16 protein-coding genes are annotated in these 16,443 nt (G+C 73.1%); 9 read left to right on the forward strand and 7 right to left on the reverse strand.

Annotated features, from left to right (window positions below; all coding sequences use genetic code 11):
• Positions 1–138: 138 nt before the first annotated feature.
• The 8 genes from AC0KTA_RS28590 to lgt all read left to right on the forward strand — a co-directional run bounded on the left by AC0KTA_RS28590 (position 139) and on the right by lgt (position 6,953).
• Complete coding sequence (locus AC0KTA_RS28590) at positions 139–369, forward strand: HGxxPAAW family protein (protein ID WP_481051089.1); 231 nt, start codon at positions 139–141, stop codon at positions 367–369.
• A gap of 199 nt (positions 370–568) precedes the next feature.
• The gene (locus AC0KTA_RS28595) at positions 569–1,006 is read left to right on the forward strand and encodes a DUF2752 domain-containing protein (protein WP_481051090.1); all 438 of its coding nucleotides are present in this window, start codon (positions 569–571) and stop codon (positions 1,004–1,006) included.
• A gap of 211 nt (positions 1,007–1,217) precedes the next feature.
• Complete coding sequence (trpC, locus tag AC0KTA_RS28600) at positions 1,218–2,027, forward strand: indole-3-glycerol phosphate synthase TrpC (protein WP_481051091.1); 810 nt, start codon at positions 1,218–1,220, stop codon at positions 2,025–2,027.
• A 10-nt stretch (positions 2,028–2,037) separates the two neighbouring features.
• Entirely contained in the window at positions 2,038–2,322 is a 285-nt protein-coding gene (trpM, locus tag AC0KTA_RS28605; RefSeq protein ID WP_481051092.1) for a tryptophan biosynthesis modulator TrpM, read from the forward strand.
• Positions 2,323–2,947: 625 nt separating this feature from the next.
• A complete protein-coding gene (trpB, locus tag AC0KTA_RS28610) occupies positions 2,948–4,240 on the forward strand; it encodes a tryptophan synthase subunit beta (protein ID WP_481051093.1) in 1,293 nt (430 codons plus the stop codon).
• The gene (gene trpA, locus AC0KTA_RS28615) at positions 4,237–5,052 is read left to right on the forward strand and encodes a tryptophan synthase subunit alpha (protein WP_481051094.1); all 816 of its coding nucleotides are present in this window, start codon (positions 4,237–4,239) and stop codon (positions 5,050–5,052) included. Before trpB ends, trpA begins: the two co-directional genes overlap by 4 nt.
• Positions 5,053–5,116: 64 nt before the next feature.
• Entirely contained in the window at positions 5,117–5,896 is a 780-nt protein-coding gene (locus tag AC0KTA_RS28620) for a DsbA family protein (protein WP_481051095.1), read from the forward strand.
• Between the two features lie 94 nt (positions 5,897–5,990).
• Positions 5,991–6,953, forward strand: a complete 963-nt coding sequence (gene lgt / locus AC0KTA_RS28625; protein WP_481051096.1) for a prolipoprotein diacylglyceryl transferase — start codon at positions 5,991–5,993, stop codon at positions 6,951–6,953.
• Between the two features lie 81 nt (positions 6,954–7,034).
• Here lgt and AC0KTA_RS28630 read toward each other — a convergent pair whose 3' ends face one another.
• From AC0KTA_RS28630 to AC0KTA_RS28660, 7 genes are read right to left on the reverse strand one after another with little or no spacing between them, the layout of a single operon-like run.
• Positions 7,035–7,877: an HpcH/HpaI aldolase/citrate lyase family protein gene (locus tag AC0KTA_RS28630; RefSeq protein WP_481051097.1), complete on the reverse strand. Its 843-nt coding sequence runs from the start codon at positions 7,875–7,877 to the stop codon at positions 7,035–7,037.
• Positions 7,874–9,073: a CaiB/BaiF CoA transferase family protein gene (locus tag AC0KTA_RS28635; protein ID WP_481051098.1), complete on the reverse strand. Its 1,200-nt coding sequence runs from the start codon at positions 9,071–9,073 to the stop codon at positions 7,874–7,876. The genes AC0KTA_RS28630 and AC0KTA_RS28635 overlap by 4 nt, the downstream gene beginning before the upstream one ends.
• Positions 9,070–9,972: a ribokinase gene (rbsK, locus tag AC0KTA_RS28640; protein WP_481051099.1), complete on the reverse strand. Its 903-nt coding sequence runs from the start codon at positions 9,970–9,972 to the stop codon at positions 9,070–9,072. The genes AC0KTA_RS28635 and rbsK overlap by 4 nt, the downstream gene beginning before the upstream one ends.
• Positions 9,969–11,414 (reverse strand): ADP-ribosylglycohydrolase family protein, encoded by a 1,446-nt coding sequence (locus AC0KTA_RS28645; protein WP_481051100.1) that lies wholly within the window; start codon positions 11,412–11,414, stop codon positions 9,969–9,971. Before AC0KTA_RS28645 ends, rbsK begins: the two co-directional genes overlap by 4 nt.
• Positions 11,411–12,616: an ADP-ribosylglycohydrolase family protein gene (locus AC0KTA_RS28650; protein ID WP_481056594.1), complete on the reverse strand. Its 1,206-nt coding sequence runs from the start codon at positions 12,614–12,616 to the stop codon at positions 11,411–11,413. The genes AC0KTA_RS28645 and AC0KTA_RS28650 overlap by 4 nt, the downstream gene beginning before the upstream one ends.
• Entirely contained in the window at positions 12,504–14,018 is a 1,515-nt protein-coding gene (locus AC0KTA_RS28655; protein WP_481051101.1) for an ADP-ribosylglycohydrolase family protein, read from the reverse strand. Before AC0KTA_RS28655 ends, AC0KTA_RS28650 begins: the two co-directional genes overlap by 113 nt.
• A complete protein-coding gene (locus tag AC0KTA_RS28660) occupies positions 14,018–15,022 on the reverse strand; it encodes an ADP-ribosylglycohydrolase family protein (protein WP_481051102.1) in 1,005 nt (334 codons plus the stop codon). Before AC0KTA_RS28660 ends, AC0KTA_RS28655 begins: the two co-directional genes overlap by 1 nt.
• Before the next feature lie 312 nt (positions 15,023–15,334).
• Between AC0KTA_RS28660 and AC0KTA_RS28665 the strand changes: the two genes are divergently transcribed.
• Positions 15,335–16,066, forward strand: a complete 732-nt coding sequence (locus tag AC0KTA_RS28665) for a VIT1/CCC1 transporter family protein (protein WP_481051103.1) — start codon at positions 15,335–15,337, stop codon at positions 16,064–16,066.
• The last annotated feature ends 377 nt before the right edge of the window (positions 16,067–16,443 follow it).

Genomic DNA, 16,443 nt, shown 5'->3' on the forward strand with positions numbered 1-16,443 from the left:
CGGACCAGCGACCCCCTCTCACGGCATACGCGCGGGTACGGGACAATGGTGCCGAGCGTCCGACTCACGGTGGCACGGGACCGGCGATGCGCCCGGACCGGGTCACCACCCCACACGCATAGCTACGAGGAGCAAGTCATGGCGGGCAGCAGCCACGGACACGGTCACACCCCGGCCGCCTGGACCGGCGTCATCATCGCCTTCATCGGTTTCTGTGTCGCGGGCGCCTTCATGGTGATGGACAACCCGATCGGCTTCTGGGCCGGCATGGCCCTCACGCTCGCCGGCGGCGTCGTGGGCGGCGCCATGCGCCTCGCGGGCCTCGGCCAGAAGCCGCACCGGACCCAGGTGGCGGGCTCCGAGAGCTGACCGCGACACGAAAACGCGGACACGGACACGCGCGCCGCGAGGCGGACACGTACGCCGACGGGGCGGCCGGGAACCTTTCCGGCCGCCCCGTCCGCATACCCCCGCCCCACGACCACTCCCGCGCCCGGGGCATACCACTTGGGCCCTCCATCGGCGTACCACCCGGGCGCCCGGGCCCCGGCCGGGGGAGAATGGCCGTGTGAATCCAGAACCGGAGACCATCGCGCCGCCGGGCCCGGACAGCGGGCTTCGCGGCCTCGCCGTGCCGCTCGGTGTGCTCGGTTCGGTCGCCGCGGCCTTTGCGTACGTCGCCACGGTCGACCCGAACGAACCGGGGCACTACCCGGCCTGCCCGCTGCTGTACTACACGGGCGTGTACTGCCCCGGCTGCGGCGGGCTGCGCAGCGCCCACGCCGTCGCCCACGGCGACCTGCCGGCGGCGCTCGGCGCCAACGCGCTGGCCGTCGTCGGCTTCGGCCTCTTCGCGGTGGGGTGGACGCTGTGGGCCGTGCGGGCCGCGCGCGGCAGGCCGGTGCGGCTCGAACTGGGCCGGGCACAGCTCTGGGCGGTGGGCGCGGTCGTCGCGCTCTTCACCCTCGTACGAAACCTGCCGTTCGGTGCCTGGCTGACCCCCTAGCACCCGCCACCACTGCGCCGGGCGCCTGACAAATGTCCAGGTGGTGGGACCCGCGTCAACCGGATGCGGGTCCTACGCCCTCCTGCGGATACCATCGCAGTGACCATGGGAAAGGCCGCCGAGGGCGGACCGGACCCCGCTGTACTGCTTGAACACCGCTCTGAACACCGCTTGAACGTAGATTCAACCGTCCTGGAAGGGGGCCGCTCGCGTGAGTGTGCTCGACGAGATCATCGACGGAGTCCGTGCCGACCTCGCAGAGCGGCAGGCGCGCGTCAGCCTCGACGAGCTCAAGGAGCGCGTGGCGAAGGCCCCCGCGGCCAAGGACGGGGTGGCCGCGCTGCGCGGTGACGGCGTCAAGGTCATCTGCGAGGTCAAGCGCTCCAGCCCGTCCAAGGGCGCGCTCGCCGCGATCGCCGACCCCGCCGCGCTCGCCGCCGACTACGAGGCGGGCGGCGCCGCCGCCATCTCCGTGCTCACCGAGGAGCGCCGCTTCGGCGGCTCGCTCGCCGACCTGGAGGCCGTGCGCGCCAAGGTCGACGTCCCGGTGCTCCGCAAGGACTTCATCGTCACCTCGTACCAGCTGTGGGAGGCCCGTGCGTACGGCGCCGACCTCGCCCTGCTGATCGTCGCCGCCCTCGACCAGCCCGCCCTGGAGTCGCTGATCGAGCGCGCCGAGTCCATCGGCCTGACCCCGATCGTGGAGGTCCACGACGAGGACGAGGCCGAGCGGGCCGTCGACGCCGGGGCGAAGGTCGTCGGCGTCAACGCGCGCGACCTGAAGACCCTCAAGGTCGACCGCGCCACCTTCGAGCGCGTCGCGCCCGAGCTGCCCGACTCCGTCGTCAAGATCGCCGAGTCCGGGGTGCGCGGGCCGCACGACCTCATCGCCTACGCCAACGCGGGCGCCGACGCCGTCCTCGTGGGCGAGTCCCTCGTCACCGGCCGCGACCCGAAGGCGGCCGTCTCCGACCTCGTCGCCGCGGGGGCGCACCCCGCGCTGCGGCACGGCAGGAGCTGATCCCGTCCCGATGCGTACCGACCTCGCCGCCTTCCGCACCGACCGCCCGGGTTCGCGCCCGGACGGCGGTCGGGTGTGCGTGCGGTCGGCCGCGCCGGTCCTGGAGTCCTCGGCCGCCCGGGATCCCTATGCCCGGCTGGCGCGGGGGTGCCGGCCGCGCGGGTGCAGGGCGCCTGCGCGGCGCGTGCATGGGCGGCGGGTGCGGTACGTCATCGGGGACGAGCCCGGCCAGGTGAACGGCATGCGATGGCGCCGGCGCAACGCGCGCCATCGCCTTTGCCTGCGGCACGCCTAGCTCTGCCTGCGGCCCGCCTGCGGCTGGTCCGGCACCGCCGGGCCGCGCCGCGGGGGTTGCTCGCCGTCGCGGCGGATCTTTGTCTTCCCCAAGCCCGCCCCTTCCCGAGACCGGGGGCTTCGCCCCCGGACCCCCGGGTGGGTTCTGCCCCCTGGACCTCCGGGTGGATGGGGCACCGTACACGGAGCCCGGAGCTGTGCTCCGGACCCTGGGCGGGCCCGCACCCGAAGACGGGGCCGAGCCCCGGACCCGTACTCCGAGTCACGGAGCAACGGGTGGGCGGGTGGGGCAATCCGCCGCGAAGCGGCGGGGCGGCTGGGGACGAGGTTCACGGGAGGGGCACCCGCCGCACGGCGGGCTTGTTCCCGCACCTCGGGGCCCACAGTCACGGGCGGGCGGGTGGGAGCAATCCGCCGCGCAGCGGCGGGACGGTTTCCGCACCCGCACCCGCACCCGCACCCGCACCCGCGGCCGAGGGCTACGGCCCTCCCGTACCCCGGGGGCGACGTGGGAGACCCCGCCGCGGAGCGGCGGGAACAGCTGCCGCACCCGCACCCCCGGCCGGCCAGAGGCGATCGCGCATACGGTGACCGATAGACCACCCTGAGCCACGCGAGGTATCCACATGCCCAGCGAGTACTTCATTCCCGACCCGGAGGGTCGGACCCCGAGCGCCGAGGGCTACTTCGGCGCGTTCGGCGGCAAGTTCATCCCGGAGGCGCTGGTCGCCGCCGTGGACGAGGTCGCCGTCGAGTTCGACAAGGCGAAGACCGACCCGGAATTCGCCCGCGAGTTGGACGACCTGCTCGTGAACTACACGGGCCGCCCGAGCGCCCTCACGGAGGTGCCGAGGTTCGCCGAACACGCCGGCGGCGCCCGGGTGTTCCTCAAGCGCGAGGACCTGAACCACACCGGGTCCCACAAGATCAACAACGTCCTCGGCCAGGCGCTGCTCACGAAGCGGATGGGCAAGACGAGGGTCATCGCCGAGACCGGAGCGGGCCAGCACGGCGTGGCCACCGCCACCGCCTGCGCGCTCTTCGGCCTCGACTGCACCATCTACATGGGCGAGATCGACACCCAGCGGCAGGCCCTGAATGTGGCCCGTATGCGCATGCTGGGCGCCGAGGTCATCGCGGTGAAGTCCGGCAGCCGCACGCTCAAGGACGCCATCAACGAGGCGTTCCGCGACTGGGTCGCCAACGTGGACCACACGCACTACCTCTTCGGCACGGTGGCGGGCCCGCACCCCTTCCCCGCCATGGTCCGCGACTTCCACCGCGTCATCGGCGTCGAGGCCCGCCGCCAGATCCTGGAGCGCGCTGGCCGCCTGCCGGACGCGGCGATCGCCTGCGTCGGCGGCGGTTCCAACGCCATCGGCCTGTTCCACGCGTTCATCCCGGACGCGGACGTACGCCTCGTCGGCTGCGAGCCCGCCGGGCACGGCGTCGAGACCGGCGAGCACGCGGCCACCCTCACCGCGGGCGAGCCCGGCATCCTGCACGGCTCGCGGAGCTACGTACTCCAGGACGAGGAAGGCCAGATCACCGAGCCGTACTCGATCTCCGCGGGGCTCGACTACCCGGGCATCGGCCCCGAGCACGCCCACCTCAAGGACAGCGGCCGCGGCGAGTACCGCGCGGTCACCGACGACGCCGCGATGCAGGCCCTGCGGCTGCTCTCGCGCACCGAGGGCATCATCCCGGCGATCGAGAGCGCGCACGCCCTCGCGGGCGCCCTGGAGGTCGGCAAGGAGCTGGGCAAGGACGGGCTGATCATCGTCAACCTGTCGGGGCGCGGCGACAAGGACATGGACACCGCCGCCCGCTACTTCAATCTGTACGACACCGGCGCCGACGCCACCGTCGCGGCGGACGCCGCCGGTGAGAACGCCGAGATCGAGGGGGACGCCAAGTGAGCGGGAACATCAAGCTGTTGGGCGACACCCTCGCGGCTGCGAAGGCCGAGGGGCGCTCCGCCCTCATCGCCTATCTCCCGGCGGGCTTCCCCACCGTGGACGGCGGCATCGCGGCCGTGAAGGCGGCGTTCGACGGCGGCGCGGACGTCGTCGAGGTCGGCCTCCCGCACAGCGACCCCGTCCTGGACGGGCCCGTCATCCAGACCGCCGACGACATCGCCCTGCGCGGCGGCGTGAAGATCGCCGACGTGTTCCGCACGGTGCGCGAGGCCCACGCGGCCACGGGCAAGCCGGTGCTCGTCATGACGTACTGGAACCCCATCGACCGCTACGGCGTCGAGCGGTTCACCGCCGAGCTCGCCGAGGCCGGCGGCGCGGGCTGCATCCTGCCCGACCTGCCGGTCCAGGAGTCCGCGCTGTGGCGCGAGCACGCCGCCAAGCACGACCTGGCGACGGTCTTCGTCGTCGCGCCGAGCAGCAAGGACGCCCGGCTCGCGACGATCACGGCGGCCGGTTCGGGCTTCGTGTACGCGGCCTCGCTGATGGGCGTCACCGGCACCCGAGCGTCCGTGGGCGCCCAGGCCCAGGCGCTGGTGGAGCGCACCCGCGCCACCACCGACCTGCCGGTCTGCGTGGGCCTCGGGGTCTCGAACGCGACCCAGGCGGCGGAGGTCGCGGGCTTCGCCGACGGCGTCATCGTCGGCTCCGCGTTCGTCCAGCGGATGCTGGACGCCGACGACGAGGCGGCCGGTCTCGCCGCGGTCCGGGCGCTTGCGAGTGAACTCGCCCACGGCGTACGTGGATCCGCGTAATCCTTAAGGGTGGACCTGGGACCGGGGAGGCACGCTGCTGCCTCCCCGGTTCGTTTGCCCCGATGTGAGCGAGAAGAACCGAGAAGGTAAGCGAACGGCCCGCGAGCGGCTTGCGGAAGAGCGAGAGCGGCAGAAGGCGCGCGACAAGCAGCGCCGCGTGATCCTGGTGAGCGCGGCCGTCGTCGGCGTGCTCGCCCTGGCCGCCGTCGGCGGCATCCTCGCGGCCAACGCGGGCGACGACGAGAAGAAGGACACCTCGGGCCCGGTCGTCGCGCCCAAGGGGGCGAGCGGCGACGACAAGCTGGCCATCCCTCTGGGCAAGGACAGCGCGAAGTCCAGGCTCACCATCTGGGAGGACTTCCGCTGCCCGGCCTGCAAGCAGTTCGAGGACGGCTATCGCTCGACGATCAACGAGCTGGCGGACAAGGGTCAGCTGAAGGTCGAGTATCACCTCGCGACCCTCATCGACGGGAACATGGGCGGCAGCGGCTCCCTGCACGCCGCCAACGCCGCGGCCTGCGCCCAGGACGCCGGAAAGTTCGCTCCGTACCACGACGAGCTGTTCAAGAACCAGCCCCCGGAGCCCGACGACGCCTTCGCCGACAACGGCAAGCTGATCGACCTCGCAGGCAAGGTCGACGGCCTGGTGACGGACACGTTCAAGAAGTGCGTCAACGACGGCATGCACGACAGCTGGGTCGCCAAGTCCCAGGAGGCCTTCGGCAAGGCCAAGCTCCGCGGCACGCCCACGGTCCTGCTCGACGGCAAGGACATCTTCGCCGACCAGCAGAATCCGGTGACCCCACCGAAGCTGAAGGCCCTGGTGGAGAAGGCCAACCAGTAGGCCCGGCCCGGCAGCGCCCGCCGGGCCCCGTTATTGACCCGTTGCCGGGCTGGCTGCCGTCGCCGCCGCCCGGCACGGTAGCGTCGACCCTGCCATGGAATTTGCCTACATCCCCAGCCCGTCGCGCGGAGTGGTCGACCTCGGCCCCATTCCGCTGCGCGGCTACGCGTTCTGCATCATCATCGGCGTCTTCGTTGCCGTGTGGCTCGGCAACAAGCGGTGGATCGCCCGCGGCGGCCGGCCCGGCACCGTGGCCGACATCTCCGTCTGGGCCGTGCCCTTCGGCCTCGTCGGCGGCCGCCTCTACCACGTGATCACGGACTACCAGCTGTACTTCAGCGACGGCCGTGACTGGGTGGACGCCTTCAAGATCTGGGAGGGCGGGCTCGGCATCTGGGGCGCGATCGCCTTCGGCGCGGTCGGCGCGTGGATCGGCTGCCGCCGGCGCGGGATCCCGCTGCCCGCGTGGGCCGACGCGCTGGCCCCCGGCATCGCCATCGCCCAGGCCATCGGCCGCTGGGGGAACTGGTTCAACCAGGAGCTGTACGGCAAGAAGACCGATGTGCCGTGGGCCCTGGAGATCACGTCCGCGGAGGACGGGCGGGTGCCCGGCACCTACCACCCGACCTTCCTGTACGAGTCCCTGTGGTGCATCGGCGTCGCCGTCCTGGTCATCTGGGCCGACCGCCGCTTCAAGCTCGGCCATGGCCGCGCGTTCGCCCTCTATGTGGCCTCGTACTGTGTGGGCCGCTTCTGGATCGAGTACATGCGTGTCGACGACGCGCACGAGTTCCTGGGCCTGCGGCTGAACAACTGGACGGCGCTGCTTGTCTTCGTCCTCGCGGTGGTCTATCTGGTCATTTCCGCCAGGACGCGGCCGGGGCGCGAGGAGATTGTTGAACCCGGGGCGGGTTCTGGCGGGGGCGCGGGTGCTGGCGGGGTCGCCTTGGACAAGGGAGAGCCCTCGGACTCCGTTGACGGTGACGCCGACGTCGACTCCGGGTCCGGCGACGCCAAGTCCAAGGGTGCGGCTGAGTCCGCTGCCGAGAAGGGCTGAGCAGGGCTCGGCACCGCCGGGATCGTTCGGCTGGGTTGCTCGCCGTTGCGGCGGAGATTTGGCCTGCGGCCTGTGGCACAGCTATCTTCCGCCCTCCGCCAGGGCCAAGGTTCTACGGGCCTCCCTCACCACCGCTCTGTCCACGAAGCGGCCGTCGGGGAGGGCCTGGGCGCCCTCTTCCGATGCCGCTGCCTTGAGGACGGACTCGGCCTGTTCGATCTCCTTCGGGGTGGGGAGGTAGGCGCGCTCGATCACCGGGAGCTGGCGGGGGTGGATCGCCGCGCGGCCTAGGAAGCCGAGGGTGCGGCCGTGCGCGCAGGAGGCCGCCAGGCCCGCCGTGTCGCGGGTGTCGGGGTAGACCGACTGGGGCGGGGCGGGCAGCGCCGCGGCGCGGGCGGCCACGATCACCCGGGAGCGCGCCCAGTCCAGGCCCGCGTCGTCACGTACGCCCAGGTCGGCGCGGAGGTCCGCCTCGCCGATGGACAGGCCGCGCAGCGCCGGGTGGGCGGTGGCGATGGCGTGGGCCCGCTCGATGCCGAGGGCGGTTTCCAGCAGCGCGTGCAGGGCGGGAGCGCCGCCGTCGTGCGGGGCCGCCTGCTCGGCCGCACGGATCACGTCGTCCGGTGAGGTGACCTTCGGCAGCCGCAGGCCCGCGAGGCCGGGCAGCGGGGCGATGACCCGCAGGTCCGCGTCCGAGAGCGGCGTCCCGAGCGCGTTCACGCGGACGTGCAGGGCGGGGCCGGGGCCCGGCCGGGGCGCGGAGAGGAGCTCCGCGGTGGCCGCCCGCGCGTACTCCTTGCGGGCCGGGGCCACCGCGTCCTCCAGGTCGATCACGACCGCGTCCGCGCCCGCCACGAGGGCCTTCGCCACCACGTCGGGGCGGTCCCCGGGAACGTACAGCCAGGTCAGGGGGATGGGTCTCACAAGGCTCCCTCCTTGCGGAGCGAGAGGATCTCCCCGTCCCTGAGGCCGAGCTCGGTGAGGATCGTGTCCGTGTCGGCGCCGTGCGGGCGGCCCGCCCAGCGGATCGCGCCGGGGGTTTCGCTGAGACGGAAGAGGACGTTCTGCATCCGCAGGGTGCCGAGCTCCGGGTCGTCCGGGACGGTCGTGATGGTGTTCAGGGCCGCGTACTGGGGGTCGGTCATGACGTCGCGTACATCCTGGACGGGCGCGACCGCCGCCTCCGCCTTCTCGAACGCCTCGATCACCTCGGTGCGGGTGCGGCACGCGATCCACGCGCCGACCGCCTCGTCGAGGACGTCCGCGTGGGCGGCGCGCCCCGTGCCGGAGCCGAACCACGGCTCGGCGGCCAGGTCGGGGCGGCCCACCAGGCGCAGCACGCGCTCCGCGATCGACTGGGCGGAGGTGGAGACCGCGACCCACGTGCCGTCCGCCGTGCGGTAGGTGTTGCGGGGCGCGTTGTTCGTGGAGCGGTTGCCGGTGCGCGGCTGTACGTGGCCGAGCTGGTCGTACCAGAGCGGCTGCGGGCCGAGCACCGTGAGGATCGGCTCGATGATCGCCATGTCGACGACCTGGCCCCGGCCCGTGCTGTCGCGCGCCGCGAGGGCCGTCATCACCGCGTACGCCGTGGCCAGGCCCGCGATGGAGTCCGCGAGGCCGAACGGCGGGAGCGTCGGCGGTCCGTCCGGCTCGCCGGTGGCGGCGGCGAAGCCGCTCATCGCCTCCGCGAGGGTGCCGAATCCGGGGCGGCGCGCGTACGGCCCGAACTGGCCGAAGCCCGTGACGCGGGCCAGGACGAGGCGGGGGTTGGCCGCGCTCAGCTCGTCCCAGCCGAGGTCCCACTTCTCCAGGGTGCCGGGGCGGAAGTTCTCGACGATCACGTCCGCGTCGGCGGCGAGGCGGAGGAGGGTGGTCCGGCCGCCGGGGGTGGAGAGGTCCAGCGTCATCGTGCGCTTGTTGCGGCCGAGCAGCTTCCACCACAGGCCGACGCCGTCCTTCGCCGGGCCGTGGCCCCGGGACGGGTCCGGGCGCCGCGGGTGCTCGACCTTGACGACGTCCGCGCCGAAGTCGCCGAGCAGGGTGGCGGCGAGGGGGCCCGCGAAGAGGGTCGCCAGGTCGAGGACGCGCAGGCCGGTCAGCGGGGGCGGGGATGCTGTCATCGCAGGGCCTCCGCCTCCGTGTCGATCTCCGTGCGGTACGGCATGGAGGCCGCGGCCCCCGGGCGCCGCACGGAGAGCGCCGCCGCCGTGGACGCCCAGGCCAGCGCGTCCGGCGTGGGCCTGCCCTCGCCGAGCGCCACCGCGAGCGCGCCCACGAACGTGTCGCCCGCGCCCGTGGTGTCCACCGCCGTGACCCGGGGCGCGGGCACCGTGACCGGCTCGGCGTCGCGTGCCGCGTACAGGCTGCCGTCCGCACCGAGCGTGACGACGACCTCCGGCACCTGGTCCAGGAGCGCGCGGGCCGCCGCGCGTGGCTCCACGGCACCGGTGAGGGTGGCGGCCTCGTGCTCGTTCGGGATCAACAGGTCGACGGCGGCCAGGAGTCCGGGTGGCAGGGGGCGCGCGGGCGCCGGGGTGAGGACCGTGCGCACCCCGTGCTCGCGGGCGTACCGCGCGGCGGCGGCGACGCCGTCGAGGGGGGTCTCGAGTTGGAGCAGCAGCAGGTCGGCGGAGGCGATCAGGGCCTCGTCGCCGTGGGTCAGGCCGGTGAGCCCGGCATTCGCGCCGGGCACGACGACGATCGCGTTGCCGCCCTCGTCGTCGACCACGATGTGCGCGGTGCCCGTGGCGCCCTCCATGGTCCGCAGCAGATCCGTGTCCACGCCCGAGTGGTCGAGCGTGCCGCGCAGCTGTGTGCCGAAGGTGTCGGTACCGACCGCGCCGATCATCGAGACGGTGGCGCCCGCGCGGGCCGCGGCGACGGCCTGGTTGGCGCCCTTGCCGCCGGGGAAGGTGCGGAACTCGCGGCCGGTGACGGTCTCGCCGCGCCGCGGCGCGGTGGCCACGTACGCGACCAGGTCCATGTTGATGCTGCCAAGGACGACGATGTGCGGGGTCATCGGTGGGGTGTCTCCTCTGTGGGGTGGAGGCCCGTCAAGTCCGCGGTCAGGTACGTGAGTTCGTCTGTCAGGTGCGCGAGTTCGTCGAAGCCGGTGCCGTGGAAGCCGCCGACCGAGGTGGCCAGGCGGTTCTTGAGCGGGGCCGTCCAGCGGTCCGGGAGCGCGTCCGGGTGGCCGGCCAGCAGGCCCGCGACCGAGCCCGCGGTCGCCCCGTTGGAGTCGGTGTCCCAGCCGCCGGAGACCGCGCGCGTGATGGAGCCGGTGAAGTCGCCGTCGGCGTGCGTGAGGGCCGCGGCGAGCAGCGCCGCGTTGGGGACGACGTGGACCCAGTGGTACGTGCCGTACGCCGCGTGCAGGCCGTCCACGACGTCGTCGAAGTCCTCGTGTTTCCACGCGAGTTGGATGCCGTGCCGGACCGCCCTTGCCAGGCGGGAGTCCTCGGGGACGACGGTGAGGCCCGCGGCCAGGCTCTCGTGCACGTCGGCGGTGCCGGACGCGGCCCGGGCGATCGTCGCCGCCGCGAACATCGCTCCGTACACGCCGTTCGCCGTGTGCGTGAGGCACGCGTCCCGGTACGCCTGCTCGGCTGCCGCCGGTGGGTCGTTCGGATTCGTCCAGCCGTGTACGTCCGCTCGGATCAGGGCGCCGATCCATTCGCGGAACGGGTTGTGGTGGCGGGCCGTGCGAGGTGGGGGGATGCCGTTGAGGAGGTTGCGGTACGCGACGCGTTCCGCGGTGAACGTTCTTGCCGCGGGGAGTTCCTCCAGCCAGAGGGTGGCCACGTCGTGCGTCGTGAACGTTTTGCCGTGGCGTTGCAGGAGGAGCAGGTTCAGGAGGGGGTAGTTGAGGTCGTCGTCCTCCGGCATGCCGTCGATGTTCTCCGCGAGGGAGGTGTGCGCTGAGCGTTTGTTCCAGGGGTACGTTGCCCTCAGGTCGGGCGGGACTCCCTTTGCTGTGAACCAGGTGTGCAGGGGCCAGTTGCCGGTGGATTTCGCCAGGGCGCGGATGGCTTTCAGGGGGAGTTTTTCGACTGGTTTGCCGAGTAGGCAGCCTGCGGCTCGGCCTAGCCAGGCTGCGTGTAGGCGGGTGCGGTGGGGTGGCCCTGCGGGGCATTCCCCAGTCCCGCCCCTTCCCGAAACCGGGGGCTGCCGCCCCCGGACCCCCGCTGTCGGCCTGAACGGCCTCGTCCTCAAACGCCGGACGGGCTGGATCGTGGCTTCGGTCTCGTCTTCCAGTCCCAGTTCCGTCAAGAGACTCTCCGCCAGGGCTCGTAGCTCTGGTGAAGCCTGGTTCGGGGAGGCGCCCGACCTTGGTGGCGTGGGGGAGCCGCCTGCCGCTCGCCAGCGGGATCGGGCCGACGTGATGTCTCTGCCCTCCTCCTCTGCCTGGCGGAGTTCGTGGGGGAGGAGGTCCTCGGGTTGTAGCCAGGTCAGGCGCATCATTCGGGGGCGCCCGTCAGGGTGGTGAACGCCGACTCGTGGGTGCGGCGGCGGGTTCGGTCCTTGGTGAAGATCTCCTGGGTGACCTTCGCGAGGGTGGTGGCGGGGGTGTGCAGGTCGAGGCGGCTGGCCTCGGCGACCGTCGTCGACCAGTCCTGGGGGACGGCGGACGCGCCGTGCAGGGCGCCCGCGAGTGCGCCGCTCATGGTGGCGATCGAGTCGCAGTCGCGGCCGTAGTTCACCGAGCCCAGGACCGCGTGGCGGTAGTCGCCGTCGGCGATCAGCAGCATGGCCAGGGCGATGGGGAGTTCCTCGATGGCGTGCAGGCGGGAGGGGCGGCGGGCGCCCAGGGAGGGGGAGCGGTAGTCGGGGCCGACGGTGTCGAAGGGGGCGATCGCCGTGCGGAGAGGGGTGAGGGCCGACTCGAAGTCGCGGTGGCTGCTTGCTGCTTCGGCCGTTGCCTCGATCGCCGCTCGGGTGCCGTCCTTCGCCAGGGTCAGGCAGGTGTCGACTACGGTGGTGGGCGTCGCGCCGGGGACGCAGGCCGCCGCCACAGCCGCCGCGAAGACTCCCGCCGCCTCGCGGCCGTACGACGACTGGTGGGCGCCCGCGACGTCCAGGGCCTCCGCGTACGCGCCCGCCGGGTTCGCCGCGTTGACCAGGCCGACCGGCGCCATGTACATCGCCGCGCCGCAGTTGACGATGTTGCCGGTGCCCGCCTCGCGCGGGTCGACGTGGCCGTAGTGGATGCGGGCCACGAGCCATTTCTCGGCGAGGAAGAGGCGTTGGACGGGGAGGGCGTCGGCTTCGAGTTCGGGGATCCAGCGGGGGGTGGTGATCAGGTCGGGGACCAGGTGGTCGGCCACCGCGTACGCGTCCAGGTGGTCGCGGACCGTGGCGTACACGCGGACGAGTGCGTGGGTCATCAAGGTGTCGTCGGTGACGTGGCCGTCGCCCTTGTGGTACGGGGCGATGGGGCGGGCCGTGCGCCAGTCGTCCCCGTACCAGGGGCCGACGATTCCCTGGACGCGGCCGCCGTGGCGCTCCGCGATCTGTTCGGGCTTGCACCCCTCGACGGGGCCGCCGAGCGCGTCACCTACGGCCGCTCCCACCAGGCTGCCCGTGATGCGGTCCGTGAGGGCCGGGGTGGTCGGGGCGGTCGGATGGGTGCGGGTGGTGTTCTGGGGTGTGGGTGTCGGGTCCAGTGGTGGCATGGTCCAAGTCCTCCTCTGGGGTGGGTGGTTCGGGGTGCGCCGCCCGCGTCAGGTGTCCGGCCAGCTCCACCAGGTCCGTGCCCGCGAGGCGCGGCAGGGCGCAGCCGGAGAGCCTGCGGCAGGTCTCGCGCCAGGTGTACGGGATGGCGGTGGCCGTGGCGAGGGCGCCGGTGAGCGCTCCGGCCAGCGCGGGCGCGGAGTCCGCGACGCGGGACAGGCAGGCGGCGGCCGGTACCGCCTCGCGGACGCGGCCGCGCGAGGCGAGGGCCAGGGCGAGGGCGACCGGGACGGTCTCGGCGGCGGCGATGCCGTAGCTGTAGACGTGGTCGACGATCTGGTGCTCCAGGAGCGGGATCAGGGCGAAGACGCCGTCGGGGCCCCGGCCGCAGTCGTGGGCCAGCGCCAGCGCGTGGCGGGCGTTGCGGCCGATCTCCGTGTGCTCGGGGAGCTGGTCGATCGCGGCGGCCACCGCGTCCTCGGGCACCGCGCCGGCCAGGGCGGCCGCGATCGCCGCGGCCATCGCGCGGGCGCCGTGCACGCCGTCGCCGTCCTGGGTGTAGCGGGCGTCGAACTCGGCCAGGGCGGCGGCCTGTTCGGGGGAGCCCGGGTGGACCAGGGCGAGGACGCAGGCGCGTACGCAGGCGGCGTCGTCGAAGAAGTGGGGGTTGTCGTGGCCGGTGGCGGGTGGGCACAGGCCCGTGGCGAGGTTGCCGAGGCCCGCGCGGACGGAGATGCGGGCGCGCAGCGGGAGCACGGCCGACTCCACCTCCGGCGCGTGGGCCGCCGCTGCCGCAACCTCGCCTGCCAGGGCGTCCCAGGCGAGGGCCACCATGGCGCGGGTGCGGTGGTCCCTGGTGAGGGTGGGGTCCAGGGTGCGGTCCGCTGCCTTCAGTACGGACTCGGCGGTGAACGCCGCCCATTCGGCGTCGTCGGACGGGCCCAGGCGGAGAGGTTCCGGGGGCTGGTTCAGGGCGATGGGGACCGGGAGGGTGGTGGTCGCGTTGAGCTCGGCGAAGGTGTCCAGTTCGCGGGTGAGGCGGCGGGTCCAGTCGGGCATGCGGGCCGCTCTGTGCCGTGCGGCGGGCCAGCCCGCGGCGTCGCCTGCGGCTAGGCCCAGCAGGAGGCCTTCGATGCGGGTGCTCTTTACGGTGGCCGGTACCGGGGCTGAGGCAGGGCGAGTGCGTGGCCCGGCGCCGCGGGGGTCCGCTGTGCCCACCCGTTCCGCCCTCTGGGCGGACCAGCTGCCCACAGCGGCGGCGGGTGGGGGAGCGGCGGACAGGCTGCCCGCAGTGGGGGTGGGTGAGGGAGCGGCGGACAGGCTGCCCGCAGCGGGAGTGGGTGGGGGAGCGGCGGACAGGCTGCCCGCAGTGGGGGCGGGATGGTTTGCGCTCATCACTCCTCCCCGTCCGGCGTCAGCAACTCTGCGATGTCCAGGACGTGGTGGCCCCGCATGGAAGGCAGGCACGTGCCCCGAGCCGGGCCGATTGCTGTGGACCACTTCTCGGGGATCGCCCTCGCGCCGCAGGTCGCGCCTGCCAGGGAGCCCGCCACCGCCGCGGTGGTGTCCGCGTCGCGGCCCATGTTCACCGCCGTCAGGACCGCCGTCGCGAAGTCGCCGCAGGCGGCCGCGTACGCGCCGAAGGCAAGGCCCACCGCCTCCGGCGCCAGGTCGGTCCAGGGGTAGCCGCCGATGACGACGGCCGAGCGGACCGCGCGTTCGCCGCGGTGGGCGGCGGCCACCGCGCGGCGCAGCGAGCGGGACGTCCAGCTGTCGGCGGGGATGACGGAGAGCGCGGCCGTGACCACGGACTCCACCGGCGCGCCCGCCATCGCCGCCGCGACGCCCGCCGCCACCGCCTGGCCGCCGTAGATGCCCTCGCCCTCGTGGCTGACCGTGCCGTCGATGGCGACGAGCCGGGCCGCCTCGCCGGGGGCGCCCGCGGCGAACACCCCGAAGGGGGCGGCGCGCATGGCGAGGCCGTCGCTCCAGGCGTGCCGGTGCTGGGCGGAGATGGGTGCCGCGAGGCCCCGGCGCAGGTTCTCCAGGGTGCCGCGTTCGCTGAACCCGGCGCCGCGGAACGGGCCTTCGTCCAGGTCGGCGATCCACTGGTGCCAGGCCGTCTCGACGTGCGCGACGGTGAGCGCGGAGCCGTGCCGGGCGAGCAGCAGGCCGGAGAAGATCGCGTACTCCGTGTCGTCCGTGCCGGACGGATGCTCGGCCACGTACCCCGTGATGCGGCCCCAGCGGCGGCGGATCTCGGAGGGCTTCATGTTCTCCGCGGGCGCGCCGAGCGCGTCGCCGACGGCGAGGCCGAGCATCGCCCCGCGGGCCCGCTCGCGGAGGCCGTCGGCGTCACCGGGCGCCGGGACCGAGGGAACACATGCGACGGATGCCATGCCGTGCCTCCCTGTCACGCCGACTGCCGGGTTGCAGTGCGTTGGAGCATCCCTGCCACGCGACGGCACTCATGTGAGCATCCGCGCGCTCAGCGTCACCCCTTCGGCATGTCGGCGGGGCTCCGCGCGACGGTCCTCACGAGGGGTCTGCGAGGCGCGTTTTCGCAGGTAAGTACGGCCTTCCTTGCTGGCGAGAGAGATTTTTCGCGCGTACTTTCGATGTTGTCCGAGGGGGAGGGGCCGGGGTTCACGCGCCCCGTCCATGGGTGACGTATGCCCCCATTGCGTGTGTGAGAGGAGCTCCAGGCTGTTATGGCGATCATTGAGACCGAGGCCGCGCTGCACGAGGCGCACCGGGACAACCACACCCACCGTGATGTCAACGGCGGCTGGCTGCGTCCCGCCGTCTTCGGCGCCATGGACGGCCTCGTGTCCAACCTCGCCCTGATGACGGGTGTCGCGGGCGGGGCGGTGTCGCGGGAGACCATCGTCATCACCGGCCTCGCGGGGCTCGCGGCCGGCGCCTTCTCCATGGCGGCCGGCGAGTACACCTCCGTCGCCTCGCAGCGCGAGCTCGTCGAGGCCGAACTCGACGTGGAGCGCCGGGAGTTGCGCAAGCACCCCAAAGACGAGGAGGAGGAGCTGGCCGCGCTGTACGCGTCGCGCGGCGTCGAGGCCGGCCTGGCGCGCGAGGTCGCCCGGCAGCTGTCCAAGGACCCCGAGCAGGCCCTGGAGATCCACGCCCGCGAGGAGCTCGGCATCGACCCGGGCGATCTGCCCTCGCCGCTGGTCGCCGCGGTGTCCTCGTTCGGCGCCTTCGCGCTCGGCGCCCTGCTTCCCGTACTGCCGTATCTGCTCGGCGCGAGCGCCCTGTGGCCCGCGCTGCTGCTCGCGCTGGTCGGCCTCTTCGCGTGCGGGGCGGTCGTGGCGAAGGTGACCGCGCGGTCGTGGTGGTTCAGCGGGCTGCGGCAGCTGGCTCTGGGCGGCGCGGCGGCCGGTGTGACGTACGCCCTGGGCGGCTTGTTCGGGACGGCCGTAGGATAAGGCTTTGCAGGTGTATGCAGGATTCTGCATAAGTAGTCGTTACCGTGCGGTTTCGATTCCTTGACCGCTGGGCATGAGCCGTAAGCGCTGCGGGCAATGAAGCCTGCGGCGCTCCGGGTCCGCGGCCATCGATCTGTCCGCTCGGGTCCCTTCCGCACCGCTCTCCACCCCCCAGAGCGCTGTCCACATGTTGGAATGAAGTATCCGCTTTTCGAGAAGCGGTCCATCATGTAACCTGCACGAAATTTCGCCAGGGCCAACGTCGTCCCTATCGCCGCTCGCGCCCCCGGAGCCCCACAGCGCCCGGGAGGTTGCCCCCATCACGACGACGGGAGTGCCGATGCGTTCCGACGCCTGGTCGCCCATGGATGGCCGCC

This window comes from Streptomyces sp. Y309, from assembly GCF_056712025.1.